The sequence below is a fragment of the Methylomonas sp. Kb3 genome (assembly GCF_002834115.1).
Lineage (GTDB): Bacteria > Pseudomonadota > Gammaproteobacteria > Methylococcales > Methylomonadaceae > Methylomonas > Methylomonas defluvii.
The window spans coordinates 20594-40462 of record NZ_PIZT01000016.1; the positions used below are offsets into that span (position 1 = coordinate 20594).

At 51.0% G+C, this 19869-nt stretch carries 11 protein-coding genes; 2 read left to right on the forward strand and 9 right to left on the reverse strand.

Features of this window, described 5'->3' with window-relative positions:
- Positions 1-188: 188 nt before the first annotated feature.
- From CWO84_RS12290 to CWO84_RS12320, 7 genes are all read right to left on the reverse strand, one after another.
- Positions 189-4229 carry a hypothetical protein gene (locus CWO84_RS12290; protein WP_101052924.1) on the reverse strand — a complete coding sequence of 1347 codons (4041 nt, stop codon included), beginning with the start codon at positions 4227-4229 and terminating at the stop codon, positions 189-191.
- 3 nt (positions 4230-4232) lie between these two features.
- A complete protein-coding gene (locus tag CWO84_RS12295) occupies positions 4233-5480 on the reverse strand; it encodes an ATP-binding protein (protein WP_101052926.1) in 1248 nt (415 codons plus the stop codon).
- A 401-nt stretch (positions 5481-5881) separates the two neighbouring features.
- Entirely contained in the window at positions 5882-6583 is a 702-nt protein-coding gene (locus CWO84_RS12300) for a hypothetical protein (protein WP_240618035.1), read from the reverse strand.
- A gap of 138 nt (positions 6584-6721) precedes the next feature.
- A complete protein-coding gene (locus tag CWO84_RS12305) occupies positions 6722-7027 on the reverse strand; it encodes a hypothetical protein (protein ID WP_033157960.1) in 306 nt (101 codons plus the stop codon).
- Between the two features lie 26 nt (positions 7028-7053).
- A complete protein-coding gene (gene mgtA / locus CWO84_RS12310; RefSeq protein WP_101052928.1) occupies positions 7054-9588 on the reverse strand; it encodes a magnesium-translocating P-type ATPase in 2535 nt (844 codons plus the stop codon).
- A gap of 50 nt (positions 9589-9638) precedes the next feature.
- The gene (locus tag CWO84_RS12315) at positions 9639-10352 is read right to left on the reverse strand and encodes a DUF2490 domain-containing protein (protein WP_101052929.1); all 714 of its coding nucleotides are present in this window, start codon (positions 10350-10352) and stop codon (positions 9639-9641) included.
- A 150-nt stretch (positions 10353-10502) separates the two neighbouring features.
- Positions 10503-12149, reverse strand: coding sequence for a SulP family inorganic anion transporter (locus CWO84_RS12320; protein WP_101052931.1), 1647 nt, complete (start codon positions 12147-12149; stop codon positions 10503-10505).
- A gap of 326 nt (positions 12150-12475) precedes the next feature.
- Between CWO84_RS12320 and CWO84_RS12325 the strand changes: the two genes are divergently transcribed.
- Complete coding sequence (locus CWO84_RS12325) at positions 12476-15049, forward strand: DUF2309 domain-containing protein (protein WP_101052933.1); 2574 nt, start codon at positions 12476-12478, stop codon at positions 15047-15049.
- On the forward strand, positions 15046-16923 hold the full coding sequence (locus tag CWO84_RS12330; RefSeq protein WP_101052935.1) for a proton-conducting transporter membrane subunit: 1878 nt from the start codon (positions 15046-15048) through the stop codon (positions 16921-16923). Before CWO84_RS12325 ends, CWO84_RS12330 begins: the two co-directional genes overlap by 4 nt.
- 476 nt (positions 16924-17399) lie before the next feature.
- On the opposite strand, the gene CWO84_RS12335 is transcribed toward CWO84_RS12330, so the two are convergent.
- Both CWO84_RS12335 and CWO84_RS12340 read right to left on the reverse strand, forming a co-directional pair.
- The gene (locus CWO84_RS12335; RefSeq protein ID WP_101052937.1) at positions 17400-17867 is read right to left on the reverse strand and encodes a hypothetical protein; all 468 of its coding nucleotides are present in this window, start codon (positions 17865-17867) and stop codon (positions 17400-17402) included.
- A 246-nt stretch (positions 17868-18113) separates the two neighbouring features.
- Complete coding sequence (locus CWO84_RS12340) at positions 18114-19841, reverse strand: bifunctional protein-serine/threonine kinase/phosphatase (protein WP_101052939.1); 1728 nt, start codon at positions 19839-19841, stop codon at positions 18114-18116.
- Positions 19842-19869 lie beyond the last annotated feature (28 nt).

The following is a 19869-nucleotide window of genomic DNA, read 5'->3' on the forward strand; positions in this document are numbered from 1 at the left end:
GCTACGCGGATGTCCGGAATTTTAATAGCTGTGACACAATTACCCCGTTTGCTTGTTACGCCAACGCTAGCCAAAACACCTAAATACCCTGCCCGAAGTTTGTGATGTTTACGCATACTCGGACATGTCCCCACGGCCTCGGATTTAGCTAAAATCAAGCGTTGATTTAAAACCAGTTGCAGGCCGTCTTAATTTAGTTTTGATGGCGTTGTTGCAGAAACGTCAAGCACGAAGACGTCGATTAATTTTCGTTCCGCCGGTGTCAATGTGGCCTTCAGCATTTCTTCCAGTTTGGCGGCGGATTTAGGCGGCGGCAGGCCGTCTGGATGAGTCGGCAACCTTTTAAAGTTAAACCAAAAAACCAAATACAAGCCACGGCCTTCGGTTTCCGGCGAGATGGTGTAAAGCGGTATCAATTGTAGGTGGATGGCTTTCCATAATTCGCGGTGATAATCGCGTTTGATTTCGATGGGCAGGTAATAAGATCGGCCTCCATGGATGAAGGATAACTTGATGTCGGCGCGCTTCTCATTGGCTTGCAATGCTTCCGGTTCGACGGCGACTTCGTAATTCGCCAGCATCGGCTTGAGAAGATCAACCAAATAATTACGTCCAACCTCTTCGTATCTTGGATCTTCCTCGGAGTAAGGTTCTGTAGGGGCTACAGTTTCTTTGCCTTTTAAATTCCAGAAATGTTGGTAGCGGTTAGTCTCGCTGGTGTGCATTCCCTCCGCCAATTGCCGCAAACAATCCATCGCCAGCACCGAAAGATCGGCGACATTGGCCGGTTTTCGGTTGTTTAGCGTTTCGATAACTTGGGAAGCGTCGGGATGCTTATACAACGCTTCCCTGCGGCTGATTTGTTGGGTTTGTTGGGCGTCGTGGATTAGCGGGTGCCAGGCAATCAATTTTGGTTGTTCGAGTAATTCGGCCAGAACCTTTGCGGCTTCGTTTTCGGGATTTTCCGCCAAGTTGTTTATCAAATACCGAACATAATCCCGTTCTTCCATCGCTCGCGTAACCAATCCGCCTCCTCTAGGCCAAACTGGTTGACAGCGGGGTGCCAGCAACGCTAGCAGCATACCTATCGTAGTAACCCTTTCAAGGCTGAAGTAGGGTTCGTTACCATGCATCGGCAATAAGAACGAAGACAAATGATTGATACGGATAGCGTTGTCGGTCATTTCCAGTTTGATCTTCGTTTCGTAAATGCTTGGATCAATGACCAACCCCGTGGCAAGCCAATAAATACGCTGTGCTAAATCCATGCCTTTGCAAGCTAATTTTTTTTCAATTAGAGCTAACAACGAGTTTTTGTCAGCCTGAGAGATAGCCGCTTTCAATAAATATTTAAGATGGTGGATGTGATCTTTGTAGCCGCGAACCGGATATTTTTCGAGTAACGGCAATACAATGCGACGGGCTATCGGTAAGCCGTGAGCGTCAGAGTTAAAATAAGAAATGCCATGAATAAATTTAGCCTTGGCATTTAGTAAGGTTGCGATGTAATCGAAATAGGCTTTAGCAACAGAATCAGGCCGAGAATAGCATAATGATTTAAACCATTCGTCTTCGAATGTTCCTTGCGTAAAACAAAACGCAAGTGCACTATTAATTAAATCATCGTTTAAACCTTCTAAAAAACTATTATTTTCCAAATACAAACTTTCAATGCATATTAGGAACGGCCGCCTGATATAGTGATATTCATTTTTTACATCAGTCGCCAATATTTCTTCCGCTCCAGGAATATCAGTTCTATCCAATATCTTTCGCAATCCACTTTTCGCTGCCGAAATCAAAGTTTCATCATGATTTAGATACTCAGCCAATCGCTGCTCATTGGATTTTCCGCTTACACTAACTCGATGATCAAAATATTGTGAAATTTGATCATAAACAGAAGATTGAATCTTGCCAGTAGCAATGCCATCCAAATTTTTATAAAAAAAACTTAATTTTCCAGCCAATTCCCGTTCGCGTTGTTTCTGCCACTTAGCTTTTGATTCGATCCTTTTTTTCCACCATTCCGGAATCGGGCAAAACTTTAGCTCATTAAATACTTCGCTAAACTCAGGGTGCTGAAAGACCCATTCACTAATTTCTTCAAGAGTCAAGGCGCTGTCTTGGTTATAGAGTGTCGAGAATGCCTGTTTAAAATAAGAGATTTTTTTATCTGGATCGATTTCGGTCAGTGCTATGCTTAACCACCAGGCACCCAAGTTTTTCGGCGGGGCGGCATTTCGGAAGCGCACAAATATCAAAGCAATCGCATGTTCTATATTTTCCTTGCTTTCTATTCGTTTCAAGCCCTCCGAGAGCAAATTAAAAAAAACTTCAGGGTTTGTTTCCAGCCATCCCGAGATTTTTGCCTTGTATTCTTGAGGTAACTTGCATTCATCGTATTCGTCAATACCGATCGATAACCAACAATAAAGCCTTTCATCAGAAATTGACGGACCATGCAAAGTTAATCCTATTGCCAATAAATCGCCAACGACATCGAATAAGTCATCTAATGCAGCATGTATTTTCTCAGTCCCAATGCGAACAAATTCATCCAAGACGTTCGGTAATTCGTTATTACCTATTCCATGCAAAAATTCATTTTTCCAAAAATGAATGCAAGAGATTCTACTGCCGCCACCCTGCTTACCTATAAATCGAATAATATCCGCAGGTTTTATTTTTAATAAGTACAGCTTTCTTAATAAAATTGCTAATAAATCATTGCGCGAGTCTTCAATAACTTTATTGTGAATGTCTTCCGCAACGACCAATAAACTTTCATAATCATCTGGATATAGTTGACAAAAAGCGCTCAAGGCGTAGCTTCTAATGGCTTCCCAATACGTTTTGTCTCTAATAACCGCCAATAATTGAAGACTTATATTTAGTTCATTTTCCGTGTGGCATAGCCCTTGTAACAAGCAATACAGCAAATACTGCTCACCATCGCTACGTCCCAGATTGCCGAGCACCTGCTTTAGATCGCCCGCCATATCCTTTGTGCATAAGGCCGAAAATGCCGTGGTATGCCAATCGCGGTTGGGAAAACCTGTGGTTTGTGCTTCCCGAATCAATGCGCTTAATAGCCTGGATTTGGTTTGCGTCGAAAACAACTGCACATCCCCATACACCACTAAGCCCAAAGGATCGATTTCAATCAACCGGTCGCGCGCGGGCTCCGACAATACGGCCAACCAGGCCATCAAGCCGCGCAACGCAGCAACGATGCCACCGTCCACGCCGGTCGTTAACGCCAATACCCGATTGACCAATAAGCCATCCTTGATCTTGCCTGCGATGAAGTGCGCTGCGAGATACTCCGCGACGCTACGATGAACATAGCTGTATTCGTCTCGGTTCTTTCTGAACAGGCGGGTTTTTAAGGCGGTACGGGTTGCCGGGGGAAGGTTGAGATCAGTAAGGCTAACGCGACCCGGTTGAGCCGGGCCGTCATTGAAGCCGGACAAGTTTGCGAGCAGTTGAATCGCGCATAGTAAACCGGCGGTCTCGAGTAAGGTAGGAGTGTTGACGGGGGATTTTTCGGCGACCCGATGCCCTTTGTTGAGTTCCGTCGCTAGTTTTTTCGACGCTAGGCGATATACCTGTTGCTTGGTGTTCGGCCAGTCTCCTTCCCCCGCAACGGCATCAATCAACATATTCAGGGTTTGCGGGTTGTCCAGCAAACCGGTCAACCCGAAACGTTCCGCGTTTTCGATTAAATCATCTCCATCACCGACTCGGTCATCGTTGACGAGTATGGTTTTAACGTCGCCGGGATTTAAAGGGTTTAAATACAGTTGAACGATTTCTTGAGTCGGGCTGACTTTGGCTAAATCCTTGTTATCCAAATCCCCCAGCCAATCGGCTTCGCGGCAGGAAATGCGGAACCGTTTGCAACCTAATTTATTGAGTTTGCCGCGAATGGCCCCCAATGGCGTTCGCGCGTCGTCCTTGCCGGCCCGCGCTTCGTCCAGGCCGTCGATGAATAAGGTTTTCCCCCGCCATTCATCGCTATCCAAATCAATAAAGTCTCTGGCAGAAATGCAATAGCCATCGACGGTGTTGTCCGCTTCTTCTTCGAGCAGTGTGGATTTGCCGGCGCCCGGTTCTCCTAACAACACATACGCCGGTCGGTCTCTGTAGTCGGCGATAGAACGGCTTTCAGCGGGACTATCATCCGTTGTTTTTTCGGTAACGGTACGGGGAACGCGATACAGCATGAATTAATCCAGCCAATCGTCGGCAGGTTGAGACAGAAATTCCGCCAGCGGCACACCGCCCGCGCCGACCAGAATTTTTGTAGCGTGGGGATATTTTTCGGCAAACACGTTTAACCCTGCCGATACCACCGGCTTGGGCGCGCTTTTGACTTCTATCGCCGCCAGTTTCTTGCCTTTAGCCAGCACGAAATCGACTTCCTGGTTGCCTTCGCGCCAATAGTAAAGTTTGGTGTCTTCGTCGGCGGTATTGAGCAGATGCGCGCCGATGCTGCTTTCCACCAAACGTCCCCAATAACTGCGATCGGCCTGTGCCTCGGCGAAGCTGTAATCCTGTAGCGCCGACATCAGCGCTGTGTTGAACACATGCAGTTTAGGCACGGAATTGCGCTTGCGGACTTCCTGGCCGGCGTATTTATGCAGGCCAGCTAATAGTTTGGTTTCGGTCAGTAGATGCAGGTAATCGGCCAAGGTTTCGGTGTGTTTGGCTTCGATGATGCTTGCTATAATTTTGGTTAACGACAATTCCTGGCCGGAATAATGGCAACCTAGTTCGAACAACTGTTTCAGCAGCATCGGATTTTTGATGCGCACCATTTGCAGGATGTCTTTTTCGATATTGGGCTGAATCAAGCTATCGCGTACGTAGCGGCGCCAGCGCGTTTCGTCTTTTATCAGCCAGGCGCTGCCGGGATAACCGCCGAAATAAATGTATTGTTCGAGTGAGAAATCAAAGGCCTGTTGCATTTCGGCAAAGCCCCAATGACTGACGGGCAGGGTTTCATAACGTCCAGCCAGACTCTCCGACAAGCCTTTTTGCATCAACAATGGTGCGGAACCGAGCAACACCACATGCATCGGTACGCCACTGGCGCGATCAGCATCCCATAAGCCCTTGACGATGTCGGACCAATCCTCGATTTTTTGGATTTCGTCTATCGCAAATACAAAGATGTCGCCGCTGTGCGCAGTTTTCAGCCAGGCGGCAGTGCGGTTTCTCGCTTCTTGCCAATGGAAGGCGAGCCAACCCCTATCTTTCTTTTGCGGCGGGGAAATAGTCGCGGACGGATCAAAGCCGACAGGGAGTTCATCGTCCACTGAGATGTAGTAGCCTTGCGTCGGCTTGGCTGAAACAATGTCGCGGATGATGGTGGTTTTGCCGACCTGCCTTGGGCCGGCGAGTAAGTTGATAAAGTGAACTGGATCGCCGAGACGGTTTTTGAGTAGCGCTTCCTGGGGGCGGGTGTATTTCATGTTACGATACTGAGTAAATTTACTCAGTATCGTAAAGCCAGCAGCAGGTCCTTGTCTATTGTTTCGCGTCAACCTTGAGTTTTGCCGGCATAATTTAAGAAATCCCTTCAAGGCCAATGCCAACCATTTTTTCTTTTTATCGTACGCAGTCTGGTGGAGCAATGCTTCCGGCAAATGACTAACCAAGTTAATGATGTCATCGGCAATAGCCGTGGCGTCTGCTAAGTTGTCATTAACCCGGCCCTTAAATACCTTTTATCCTGAGTTTATAGAAGGGTGCGCCAAATCAGGCTTCGACCAGCTCAGCCCGAACGGAATATCGGTGATAAATAGGACCGGGTTAATAGTGACGCCATGCTGTTACTGCCGGGACATTTAAAGGGCATGGCGCTTATTCTGATTTACGGTAAGGTGCAAGTGCCGTTGCCGCCGTCTCTAATGTAGTAGTCGGTGGAAACCGTGCCATTGGCTGCCGAGATTACGTTCAAACCCGCCCCCAAAAACACGGGTACTGATTTTCGGGTGGTTCCGTTCAATTGGGTTAACGGCGTGCCATTGACAGATACGTTTAATAGGTAGCTGCCATTATCGAACAGGTTGACGAAGTACTGGGAATTACCGCTAGCCGGGTTTAAGGCACAGCCTGGGGTGACGGTGGTATAAGATTTTCTACTGGCAGCGTATTCGAGAACGCCGTCAGCGCTGAAAGTGTTAGCTGACGTATCGGGTAGATCGCAGAAGCCCGGTTGTACGGTGAAGGCGTAGGTATCAGCTGTTCTACTAGACAGGGTGACCACAACAGAGTTATTACCATCAACAAGCCAGACAGCGACATCGGGTTGCGACGCGGTAACTTTGGTCACAATTCCGCCATTGAGGGTAATCGTGGCCTTATCTTTTGACCTTGGGTTGAAGAGGCCGGTTTGAACGGTTGCCGCTTGCAGGCCGGTGGCTGGATTTACCGCACACTGAACCATAGACGAGGCAAAGGTTTTTCCGCTTGGGCCGATTTGAATAATCGTTGCAGCCTGAACCCTAGGGATTGCAGATAAGACCGAGAGAATTGCCAATAGCTGTATTGACAAGCTTTTTATCGTTTTCATATTCCAAATGCCTTTAGATTAATTAGAGCGGTCTAAATTACTATTTGGCGATGAATTGAATGTTAATTCCACATTAGGGTTAAGTTAAATTTCGCTTCGAAGCGAGTCTGCCGCATTCGCAGGGAAAGCGAAAATCAATCATACAATTTCGAAAGAAAAAATGAGGGCAATGACAGTCATCGACACCAGCCCAATGATAAAAAGCACTTCCGCCCAGCGTTCCAAACCTATGGTTGAGCGCTCCAGCCGAATCGATAAGAACGATAGCAACGCACTGATGGTGAATAGCAAACTGTCTATTGCCAACGCCTTGTCGATCACGTAACCGACCATGCCTGAAGGCTGACTTTTGACGATGCTGATGACCATAATGCAAACACCTACCATCGTGGCCGAATTGGGCAAAATGTGGTGGGAAAGGTCGTTATTGAGAGCGTGTTTCATTGAATATTTTTTAAGGACTATGGCGGCTATAGGTTTACGTGGCGATAGAAAATCCGTTTCGCCAATTCTGCAGTCAGGATGTAAAGCAATACGATCAAACTCAGCCAGCCGATAATCGCCGCCGGCAGCGGTTGAAAGCCTATGAACGGCGCCAAAGGCGTATAAGGCAATGCCGATGTCAGTGCGACGATGGTGGCGGTGGTGATCATCAAATACTTGCCCGGGCGATTGCTGAATAAGCTGTTTTGGCTGCGCACCACGAACACGATCAGCGCAGCGGAAATCACCGATTCGCAAAACCAGCCGGTGCGAAATTGCTCCACCGGCACTTGCAGCCATAACAGCACGCCGAAGGTCAGGTAATCGAACACCGAGCTGATAATGCCGAAGGTAATCATGAATTTACGGATAAAGCCTATATCCCAGCGGTGCGGTTTGCCGAGCATTTCCGGATCGACGTTGTCGGAAGCGATGGTCATTTCCGGAAAATCGGTCAGCAGATTGGTTAGCAAGATTTGCTTGGGGAGTAGCGGCAGAAAGGGCAAAAACAGCGAAGCGCCGGCCATGCTGAACATATTGCCGAAGTTGGCGCTGGTGGCCATGAACACATACTTAAGGGTGTTGGCAAAGGTCGTGCGGCCTTCGCGTATCCCCGCCAGCAATACCCGCAGATTTTTTTCCAGCAACACGATTTGCGCGGTTTGCTTGGCGACGTCGGCGGCGCTGTCCACCGAAATCCCCACATCCGCAGCATGCAGCGCCGAGACATCGTTAATGCCGTCGCCCATGTAACCGACCACGAAGCCGGCTTTCTTTAAAGCAACGATGATGCGCTCTTTCTGATTAGGTTCGATTTCGGCGAACAAATTGACCTGCGCAACCCGATGAATCAGGGCTGTTTCACTCATCCCGGCCAGATCGATACCGGTCAAAATGGCCGGGGAGTTTAAGCCCAACTGAACTGCCACGGTTTCCGCCACCAAACGGTTATCGCCGGTGATGATTTTCAAAGTCACGCCCTGTTCGCGTAACAGGCTTATCGTTTCCACGCAGTCGGCTTTCGGCGGGTCGAAGAAGGTCAAAAAACCCAGGAAGCGCAAGCCGGTTTCGTCGTTCTTGGCAAATTTTGTCTTACCGGGCATTGGTTTGTAAGCGATGCCCAGGGTCCTAAAACCCTGGCCGCTATATTCCCGGTAGCGTTGCTGAATGGCATCGTAAACGCCGTCGATTGCCTGCAGCTCGCCGTTGGCGTTTTCCACCGTGTCGCAAATTTCCAGGATATTGTTCAACGCACCTTTGCAGATCATCAAGGTTTCGCCTTGATCTTGTACCAGCATGCTGAGCCGCTTGCGATGGAAGTCGTAAGGGATTTCGTCGAGTTTGCCGTTTTCGGCGACAGCATAAGTTTTGAATTGGCGGATGGCCTGATCGATGGGATTGTTGAAGCCGGTTTCGAATATGGAATTAAGATAAGCGTAGCGCGCCACTTTATCACTGGTCTGGCCGCCAATATCCAGTGTGTCTTTCAGTTGCACCGTGCCCTCGGTCAGCGTGCCGGTCTTGTCGGAACACAACACGTTCATGCTGCCGAAGTTTTCAATGGCGGCCAGTTGTTTAACGATGACCTTTTGCTCGGCCATGCGTTTGGCGCCGTGCGCCAGATTGATGCTGATCACCGCCGGTAACAGCTGCGGCGTCAAGCCGACCGCCAGGGCCAGCGCGAACAGAAACGAGTCCATGATCGGTTTGTCCAGATAGACGTTGATTGCAAAGATCATGATGACCAGGATCAACGTGACTTCCATCAGTAGATAGCCGAAGCGGCGCACGCCGTGCTCGAATTCGGTTTCCGGCGCTTTCAGTTTGATGCGTTCGGAGAGTTTGCCAAATTCGCTGCCGGAACCGGTCGCGACCGCCAGGGCCGTGGTGCTGCCGCTTTGTACGTGCGAGCCCATCCACAGGCAGTTTTGGCGTTGGCTGAGACCGGTGTTGATCGGTAATTCGGTAACGTATTTTTCCGCGGGGTAGCTTTCGCCGGTGAGAATGGCTTCGTCGACGAACAAGTTGTCGGAACTTAGCAGCCGACAATCGGCCGGAATCACGTCGCCAGCCCGCAACTGCACGATGTCGCCGGGGACGATTTGTTCGGCGGGCAATTCTTGGAAAGTGCCGTCACGCAACACGGCGACCCGGATTTGCACCATCGCCAGTAAGTTGCTGACCGCGTCGGCGGCGCCTTTTTCCTGCCAAAAGCCCAACAGCGCGCTCATCAGAATAATGCTCAGGATGATCAGCGCATCGAGTTTGTCGTGTAGGTAAAAGGACAGGCCGGTGGCAAACAGCAGGATCAGAATAATCGAACTTTTGAATTGCCCGAAAAATAAGCTGATAGTGCTGGGCGGTTTGTGATTCTGTAAACGGTTATCGCCATACTGTTTTAGCCGCGATACGGATTCCTGCCGGGTCAGACCGTGTTCATCGGCTTGCAACTGCTGGAATAGTGCCTGGATCGGGTGATGCCAAAATGCTTTTACTTGTTTGGGGATAGCTTTGATGGGCATCTGCGACCTCGATAATTGTTGGAGCGGCGCTGGTGTTTAAAGCCCGCTGCTTAAAAATTAACAAACACCGACGCCATCCCCAAATGCCGCATCGTCGCCGCGCTGTGATTGGCGTTATCGAGATATTGGTTCATATAGCCCAGTTCGGTTCTAACGTTTTTGTTGAAGCTCCAGCCGAAGCCGGCAAACGCCCGATTTTGATCAAATCCGGACTTGCCGCCGAAGGTGGTGGAATTGACCCGGTAAAAGGCTTCATCCCAAGCAATCAGGCTAAAGCGCGGTTCGAACTCAAGCGGATGCATGAATTTGATCATTTGCCGGGGACGTTCGCGTAATTGGCTGCCATTTAAAAAGTTGGTTTCCCACATGGTCCGGAAGGTAAAAGTGCCGATCTCCGTGGGCAATACATACCGAAATGCCGGCCAAATATCCTGTTGCGAGACATAAGATTTACCGATGTTTTGAGTCGGTAGCCAAGTGTAACCGGCCCAGATTGTGGCGCGGTCGCTCAGGGAATAACCCACAGCGGTGCGGGCCATGCCTTGGTACCAATGGCCCCAATCGCCATCGAAGCGCGATTGGCCCTCTACCCAGACCCGGCCGTTTTTCAAGCTCGGATCGATAAAGCTCATGCTGCCTTCGGCCACGGCTTGTAACCAGGCACCGGAGTCTTCAAGTAATTCAGTAGCGTTTACAGCGGTCGAAATAGCCAGTAGCGAGCATACGCAGCAGGAATACCATAATGTTCGCGATAGTGTGTGCATGACGATTCTCCAAAATTTAAGCAAAAGCGTCTGTATCTCCCGGTGTTATCGGGAGAGGAACGGGCTTTTGGCGGGGTTGTTAAGGTGTGGTGCCGAGGACGGCTGGGGCGTCACGCGACTGCTGTTGCCGTCGCGTGCGCCTGAGCCGGGTCAGAGTGCAATTTTGCGCCGCGCCGCGAGATGGTGGTCGGAATAGCTTTCGTGATCGTCCAAGCCGACAATTTGGCAACGGCCGCCGGCTTGGTTGTAATCTTCGGCAAAATGGTGGATGAATTCCATGACCGTATGGTCGATTAAATTGGCTTCGGTCAAATCAAAAAATACGGTTTTGCGTTGCGGAAAATCGGCCAGCAAGCTTTTCAAGGTGATGAAGTTGGAAAACACCGCCGCGCCGGATACCGCAATGTGATGGGTATCGGCATCGGTTTGACGCACATGAAAAGCCATCGAAAAGGCGTTGCGCAGCTTGAGGCCACGGCTGACATGTATTGCCAGTTCCACGGCGATGCCGATCGCCACGCCAACCAGCAAGTCGGTCGCCAACACACCGAGAATCGTGATGACGAAGACGGCAAAATTATCCACACCGACGGCCAGGGGTTTCGCAAATTCTTTGGGTGAGGCCAAGCGAAAACCGGTGAACACTAACAGTGCGGCCAGAGCCGACAACGGGATTTCGTGAATCAGTTTGGGAAACAGCGCCACGAAGATCAGCAGAAATAAGCCATGAAAGAAGTTGGCCCAGCCGGTTTTTGCGCCGTTATTGATGTTGGCGGAGCTACGGACGATCTCGGCAATCATCGGCAAACCGCCGCACATGCCGGCAATCACATTGCCGATACCGACTGCGGTTAAATCGCGATTCAGGTTGGAACTGCGCTTATACGGGTCCAGTTTGTCCACGGCCGAGGCGCTTAACAGGCTTTCCAAACTGCCCACCAGCCAGATGGTTAACACCGCAAGCCAAAATTCGCCGGTGGTGATTTTGGAAAAGTCGGGCAGATAAAATCCGGCCAGAAAATGTTCCGGTACCGCTACCAAAAATGACGGGCCGACGCTGAATTCATGGTGCGGCAGAATCGCGGCATCCGGCAAAAACAGGTATTGGTGGATATGGTCCAAATCAAAATACTGACCCAAGGCCAAGCCGAGTAATACCACCAGCAGCGGGGCGGGGATCATTTTTAAAGTGGGATGTTTGATCACTGACCAAAGTATCAACAGCAACAAGCCAAGCAAGCCGATCAGCGACACTTCCGGATTCATGTCCATCAGCGAGTGCGGGATTTCGGCGATGGTCCCCAACAGGCTTTTCGCTTCCGGTTTAACCCCCAGCAAGGTATGAATCTGCTTAGCCATGATGATGATGCCGATGGCTGCCAGCATGCCGTGTACCACGGATGAGGGGAAAAAGGCACTGAGCTTGCCGGCCTTAAACACGCCCAGCAGCACTTGCAACACGCTGGCGATGACAATGGCGGCCAGCGTGTAGCGATAACCGGCCATCGCATCGCCTTGTCCCAAGGATTGTACGGCATCAACGATCACCACGATCAAACCGGCCGCCGGACCGTTGATCGTGACATACGAGCCATTGATTCGGGAAACCACCACGCCGCCGATAATCGCGGTGATGATGCCGGACATGGGCGGAAAGCCTGACGCCATGGCGATACCCAGGCACAAAGGCAGGGCAATCAAAAATACTAAAAACCCGGATAGCAGATCGCTACGCCAGTTTTCGATTAAACCGGGGAGCCCGGATTTAGGCAAGGTGGCCGAAGAGGATGTGGTCATGGTCTTTCTCAAGTAGCCTAGGAAAACCAAAGTGCAGCGAGAAACATGCCAGTTTTGCATGAACTGCGTCAGTGCAGAAATATCAAGGGTTGTGGACGTGCTTGCCCGGAAAATGGTTGTCGATTTGATTGATTGGCCTGGTTGATTCGTCAGCTTCAACCAATTGGGTGGTTTATTTGCACCGATGGGGCTTGGCTTGGGGTTTAAGTAATAGTCTGGAAGCGTTGGTGTCCCGGTGTTTAGGGATTTGGCACGCACTATGCTGTGTTAAGCATAAGAGGCTGTTTGCCTCAACTTCTGTTTGACTAGCGAGGTTTAAGTTACAGATGTCTGCTTCTGCCCATCACAATGTTCACAAAGCTGCGTTCGATCTCAATGCGGCTATCGACCACATCGCCCATTGGCTGCCCAGCCAGGGGCCTATTAAGGATTTTATTCACCACAACACCTTGCATGCCGTGCAGGACTATCCGTTTCACGAAGGGGTGGCGGTGGCGGCGCAGGTATATGGCGCGAAAAGCTATTTGCCTTTGGCCGATTATCTGAAACGCTATGACGAAGGCCGGATCAGCGATCAAGCGCTGGAATGGGCGATTGCTCAGGCCAATTGCAGCGTCTATCAAGAGCAGTCTTTGCGGTCGTCTTTGTTTGAGCCGGATGATCATAGCCATTACCCGCCGCAGTCGTTGGCTAACCACGGTATCCGCACTGCTTGGCTCAATCATCTGGAAATCGACTTGAACGGGATGGTGCATCCGGTGATGTTCAGATTGTTAAGTAATTTTCTTGATCAGGGCATAAGCCGTTGGGCCATGCCGAAGCCGGACGAGCGGTTTTGGGATTGCGTGTTACGTTTGGTGCAAAACAGCCTATTGCCCTTGTATCCGTTCCATCAGCCGGTGGTGCGGCAAATGCTGGACGCCGGTCCGGATCGGGTGATTTTGAATTGCCTGGGCAAAATCGTCGGCGATGAAACCTTGTACGGGCAATATCTATTGGAAGTGTTGCTGGCACATCCCGGTTGGTCCGGGATGGTGCGGATAATCGAAACCCAGCCGAATGTGTTGTTGGCGCCACGGGCTATTTCGCTGAAAGAATTGTTAGCGGTGGAGCTGGCGTGCGAGTTGGCGTTTATCGATAAAAAGCACGGACATCGGTTTTTACAGATCGCCCAGCTACCGAATTTACACGCTATTCCGTTACTGGAGCGCGATGCCACCCAGCCGCAGGTACCGCTGAAAATGCGGGTGTGGCACGAGGCAATGGAATGGTCCCTGCATTCTGAATTGCTCATAGCCTTGCGCGAGCAAGCGCCCATTAACCCGTCAGCGGAGCAAGCGCCCAAAGTGCAGGCACTATTTTGCATTGATGACAGAGAATGCTCGCTGCGCCGCTATCTGGAAGAAATGGATCCGGGTATCGAAACCTTCGGCGCACCGGGATTTTTTGGTATCGATTTTCTCTACCAAGGCTTGGACGATGCGTATCCGGTGGCCCAGTGTCCGGTGGTGATTAAACCCAAACATCTCATTTTGGAATCGACCGATACGCCAAAAGCCGACAAAGCCGAGAAGGGCGAGTCGCTGTCGACGCTGCATTTTGGCGCGCATTCTATGTTGCGTGGTTGGTTGTATACGCAAACCTTGGGCTTGGCCTACGCCTTAAGGTTGGGTTGGAGTGTGTTGCGCCCAGGCGGCCAGTTGCCGGGCATCCAAAGCTTGAGCGAAGTGGAGGCGCATGGTCATTTACATCTATTGCGGGAGAGCGACGAACTGAATGAGGACGGCTACCTGCTGGGATTTTCGTTGATGGAAATGGCGGATCGAGTGAGTGGTTTGTTGCGCAATATTGGTCTGACTAAACAGTTCGCGCCCTTGATTATGGTGGTCGCACATGGCTCCAGTAGCGTCAACAATCCACATTTCGCTGCTTATGACTGCGGTGCTTGCTCCGGTAAGCCCGGTGCGCCGAACGCGCGGGCCTTTGCCTGGATGGCCAACCACCCGCAGGTACGAGAGATTTTGCGGGAGCGGGGGATAGACATTCCTTCCGGTACGCATTTTGTCCCCGCTTTGCACAATACCAGTCGCGATGAGATCACTTACTTCGATCAGCAACAGCTGGATAAGGCCGCGCGTCACGAGTTTCACAATTTCCAACACAGTATGCAGCATGCCTTGCAGCGCAACGCGCGCGAACGCTGCCGCTGGTTTGAACTGGGGCCGAAATCGCATAACAACGCGGAAGCGCATAGTCATGTGGTGGCGCGGGCTTCGTCGATTTTCGAGCCGCGCCCGGAACTCAATCATTCCAATAATCTGTATTGTGTGGTGGGGCGGCGCGACTTGACCCGGCATCTATTCTTGGATAGAAGGGCGTTTTTGCAATCCTACGATCCCAACAGTGATAGCGATGGTTCGATCTTGGTGAAAGTGTTGTCAGCGGTCATTCCCGTGTGCGGCGGTATCAATCTGGAGTACCTGTTTTCGCGCATCGACAATTCCGTCTACGGTGCCGGCACCAAACTGCCGCATAACGTGATCGGTTTGTTGGGCGTGGCCAACGGCGTCGAGGGCGATTTGCGCACTGGCTTGCCGTCGCAAATGGTCGAGGTGCACGAGCCGGCGCGCTTGTTAATGGTTGTAGAGCAAACAACCGCGATTGCCGATCAGGCCATTGCTATGTTGGGCGGCTGGCGGGAATGGCTGGATAACGAGTGGATACGTTTTGTGGCTTGCGATCCGGTGAGCCGCGCCCTGTATTTGTACAGCAGCGATGGCTGGAAAGTGGCCGAACCAGCCGCCGGCAGGCCGTTGCCGGTTGCCAGTCACTCGGAAAAAATTATTGTCGGACAAACCCGAACGATTCCGGTCCACCAATTGGCAAGGAGACAGGCGTGAGTGCTTTATTATTGGCGTGTGTGTTATTGCCATTGCTTGGGTTTTTGCTGATTTTTTTCAGCCCGGACAACGAACATCGAATTGCCGCGATCAGCCTGTGGATGACCCGAATCAAAGGGGTGGCTGTGCTAGGTTTACTGGCTGCATGGGCCGCCCATGGCTTTGCCAACTTTGAATATCAATGGCTGGTGTTGTATCAACACGACGATTACCAATTCCCTTTGCTGTTTTTTCTGGATCGAGTCGGCGCCGTGTATTTATTTGTGGTGTGGGCGGTGTTCTCGGCCATTGTCAAATATTGCCGGGTTTATCTACACCGCGAAGCGGGCTACAAACGCTTCTTTCAGGCCATTTTTGGGTTTGCCTTTGGCTTGAATCTGATCGTGCTGTCCGGCAGTATCGATATGCTGTTTGCGGGTTGGGAGATCGTCGGCATCTCCTCATTCCTGCTGATTGCCTTCTACCGGCATCGGCCGCAGCCCGTGCGCAATGCCTTACGCGCCTATACCATTTATCGTTTTTGCGATGTCGGCTTGCTGGTGGGTACCTGGATGAGCCATCTGCTGTTTCACGAAAGTCAGCATTTTAGCCAGTTGTTGACTATGTTCGATCCCAATAATATTCCGCCCGCCGGCTATGCGTCGTTGTCGATTTTATCCTGGCTGATCATTTTGGCTGCTTCCGGCAAATCGGCGCAGTTTCCGTTTAGCTTCTGGCTGCCCCGGGCCATGGAAGGGCCGACGCCGTCCAGCGCCATATTCTACGGGGCGCTATCGATTCATCTGGGTGTGTTTTTGTTATTGCGGACCATGCCGATCTGGAGTTATCACTACCTGCCGCGTTTGATTGTGCTCAGCATCGGCGTTTTGACGGTGTTTGTTGCCACCTTGGCGGAGAAAACTCAATCCAATATCAAAGGGCAGGTGGCTTATGCATCCATCGCGCAAGTGGGGATTATGTTTGTCGAGTTGGCATTAGGTCTGGAAGACTTGGTGTTGCTGCACTTTATGGGTAATGCCTTTTTGCGCTGCTATCAGTTGTTGGTGTCGCCATCCATCGTGGCGCATTTACTGCGGGTGGAAGGCAATGTCGATAGCGATTTTTATATTAAAAACAATGAACAACTGACGTTTTTGCCGGCGTCGATTCGCGATTCCTTGCCTGATGTATTGCAAAATACCTTGTATGTCTTTGCCTTGCAGGAAGGGCAGTTGGAATTGTTGGTGAAGAAAATTTTGTGGGAACCGCTGAAAAACCTGGGCCGGCAATTGAACGGGGTGAGTCTGTGGATCAAAATTTTGGCGGGCCTCGCGCTGTTGGCGATCATTGCCATCGCCGCGTCCGGCGTAAGCAGCGTGGCCAGAATCTATTTGTCCATGCCGATCTCCCTGGCGATGGCGGTCGTGTCTTTAAGCGCATTTAGCAACAAACGCAGCCCGTTCCAGGTTTGGCATAGCGTGGCCTTGAGCAGTATTTTGGCCGGCGTGGCGGTGTGGTTGATGGTGCCTGCCGCTTGGTACGATGTCGCGTTGTTTTTCAGCGGCATCATTCCCTCCTGGGCTTTGGGGATTGTGGCGCTTAGCGTTTTGTTGAGACATTACCATTTCGCCGACGAACCTTTTGTATTTCGCGCCTTCGCCGAAACCCGGCCCGGTTGGTCGCTGATGCTATTTTTGAGTTTCTTAGGTCTGGTTGGCTTTCCGATCACGCCGGTATTCTTGGGCGAGGACTTGCTCTTGTCGCATGCCAGCAGCCAACATCCCTGGTTTGCCGCGCCGATTACCGTATCGTTCGTGATCAACGGCATCGCCATCGCTAGAGTATATCTGCGGCTTTGTATGGGGCGGCCGGTGGAACTGCGGGGGGCGGTTTGAGGTTTGTTGGTGCGCAATATTTACGAAGGTGGACCGACGAGAGTGGTCAGAACTGGGCTGTTGGGCTTCCTTCCTTCCTTCCTTTCTGTCTGTCCGGTTCGGAGCCTATAACGCTCGATCAAATGCTAATTGCATATCAGATGTAGGGTAGCACTGCGTACCGTTTAATGGCTTTTTTGGCAGCCAAAAGGTACGCGGTGCGTACCCTACCGGGCTTCGGCTTTAGTGATCGCAGTGGAATGGATAGCCTCTGAGATTGCAAGTCCGGGGTAGGTTTTGTGTAGCCTCGATGCAGCGTTAGCGGAATCGAGGGTGTCGGCCATCCATCATCAGACTAACATAGGCAAATTTTAAGGGTGGTGGCCTTCGAGCCCTCGATTTCATCGAGGCTACTGACTGACTTGGAAAGACCCACTGCGCGCTAACCTAGAGCTAACCGGCGCGGGCGACCAGAGGGAGCGAGTTTGAGAGCCGGGTTAGCGATTATCGTCACCCATTCCGTTCATATCCAGCCACTTGGTGCTTTTGCTGTCAATTGACAGGTTGCTATCAAGCCAAACTTCAGCTTCCCAGAACTGTCTGTCATACCACTTCATGTAGGCCCTTGATGCGTCCTTTATCAGATGAAGCAGCCTTGTTCTTTGGTACTCTGGGATCGCCTGAGTAGATGAAACACGCTGAAGTTGCCAAGATGCTGCGCTAGGGCCAACGTGACCTGATGTCCGTAAGCTCAGCGCAACCGAGTCGACAAAAAAGAGCCATTCAAAGGAAGCGATACCGTGTGCGACGTCCTCTTTCGATAGCAGATACAACACCGAATTTGACTGAGCATCGACCCATCTCGTATTTCGCTCTCCTTTCTCGGTGATCAAGGCTCGAGCGTGCTCGTGCTCTGATACAAAGCTGCTGACAGTCGATGCCAGTGATTCTGAAACGAATGCCATGAATGTCTTATGGATGAACGCTAACTATTGATTATCAGGCAATTTTGCCTTCGTATTGATGTGCCACTGACTTTATCAGGTAGGTGTTTTATGTCAAGCCCGTGCCGTTTGGCGATGCGCATGGAGGACGATGGCTTTGAAATGTGCGATTACGCAAGCTAACAGTATCTACATTTCGAATGCCAGCAGGAACAGACTACGACATGCACGCCAATTGCCAGCCGTTCATTCTTTTTATGCAGGCCGCTATTTCCTGCTCAGCAAGAACAGTAAAACCACGCTGATCAGAAAGAACAGCGCTGTCGTGCTTTTCCAGAACAACAAAGGATTGCGTTCTATAAGCGGTATCTTGTCTTCCGCTTTCAGGAATTGCGGGTTGGGGGTGGAAAGGTCGTGTAGGAATTCGGACAATTCGTCGTAGCGGGATCGTGGCGAAACGGTCGTGGCCTTTTTCAGGGCGCCGTCTATCCAGATCGGCACCATTTCGTTGCGGCGGATGCTGGGAATGTAAACCAGGCGCTCGAGATTGTGGCGATTGGGTTTTTCCGGCATGTTGGCGAATGGCAGGCTGCCGTTGAGCATTTCGTAACAGATGACGCCCAACGAGAACAAATCCGATTTCACTGTGCCGGTTTGCCCCAGGTGATACTCCGGGGCGGTGTAGTTCAGTGTGCCGAGAATATTCTCGGTCTGATGCCGGTCAAGCGGGGTGATCTCGGCGATGCCGGCGATTTTCACCGAACCGAAATCGATGATCTTCACCGTGCCGCTGTTGTCAATCATGATATTTTCCGGCTTCAAATCCTGATGCAGCATTTCCATACGATGAAAAGCGCGCAGCCCTTTGGCGATTTGTTCGATTAGGGTGCGAACCCGCTTGATCTCCGGCTTGGGGTTTTGATTGATCCATTGTCTTAAGGTTTGCCCTTCGATAAATTCGGTTACGTAGTAAAGACAGCTTTTGGCGCGGTCGGATTCGAGTACTGTTAAGACGTTGGGATGGTTGATCCGTTTACCAGCCCATTCTTCGTGCAAAAAATGCTCGATATAATGGGTGTCGTCGTTATACAGCACCGACGGCGTCTTCAAAATGACCCACCGGTTATGCAGCGTATCGAAGGCTTGGTAAATTTGGGTGCGCTTGCTGGCATGCAATTCCGCTTCGATCCGGTAGCCATCCAGCAGCATGCCGGGTGCCAGTGGCGGTGGAAAAGGCAAATGCCCATGATGCCGCAATATTTCGTCTTCGCGAAGTTGCGGCAAGTCGTCGATCCGAACCAGTTGGCAGGTCACATTGTCGTCGCTCCCGTTAGCCAAGGCGGTTTTGACCAAGACTTCGGCAAGGGTTTGCAGATCGGAATCCTGCGAGAGCAGCGTTTTTAGGTGGTGCTCGCTAATAAAATCGTGGAGCCCGTCCGAAGTCATCAAGAATAAGTCGTTTTTTTCGACGGTCAGCGATTTGTAATCCACTTCCAAATGCGGTTCGATACCCATCGCGCGATTCAGATAGCTTTTGTCGTTGGACACCCAAAGCCTGTGGTCGCGCGTCAGTTGCTCCAAGCCATGTTGTCGCCATAAATAAATCCGCGAATCACCAACGTGCAGAATATGGGCGGTGTTGGATTTAAGTACTAGCACACTGAGCGTGCTCACCATGCCTTTTACCGAGGCATAGCGTATTTGTCCCTGGCTGTGCAGCCAGGAATTGGTAGCTGACAGGATTTTTTGTCCGGCTTTGGCTACCGACCAGGAATCCGGCGTGCTGTAGTAATCCTCCAGAAAAGCGGTGATACAGCATTGGCTGGCTTCCTTGCCGGCTTCACTGCCGCTCATGCCGTCCGCAATACCCGCCACGATGCCTTTTAGGGTCAGTTGCGGTTCCGCAGGGACGACAGCGCCCCAACAATCTTCATTTTCGGGTTTCACACCTTTGTCGCTGTGCGAACCGACCTTGATCGATAAGGTTTTGGCCATAGGCTGCGGATAACTGAAGTTGTGCGTG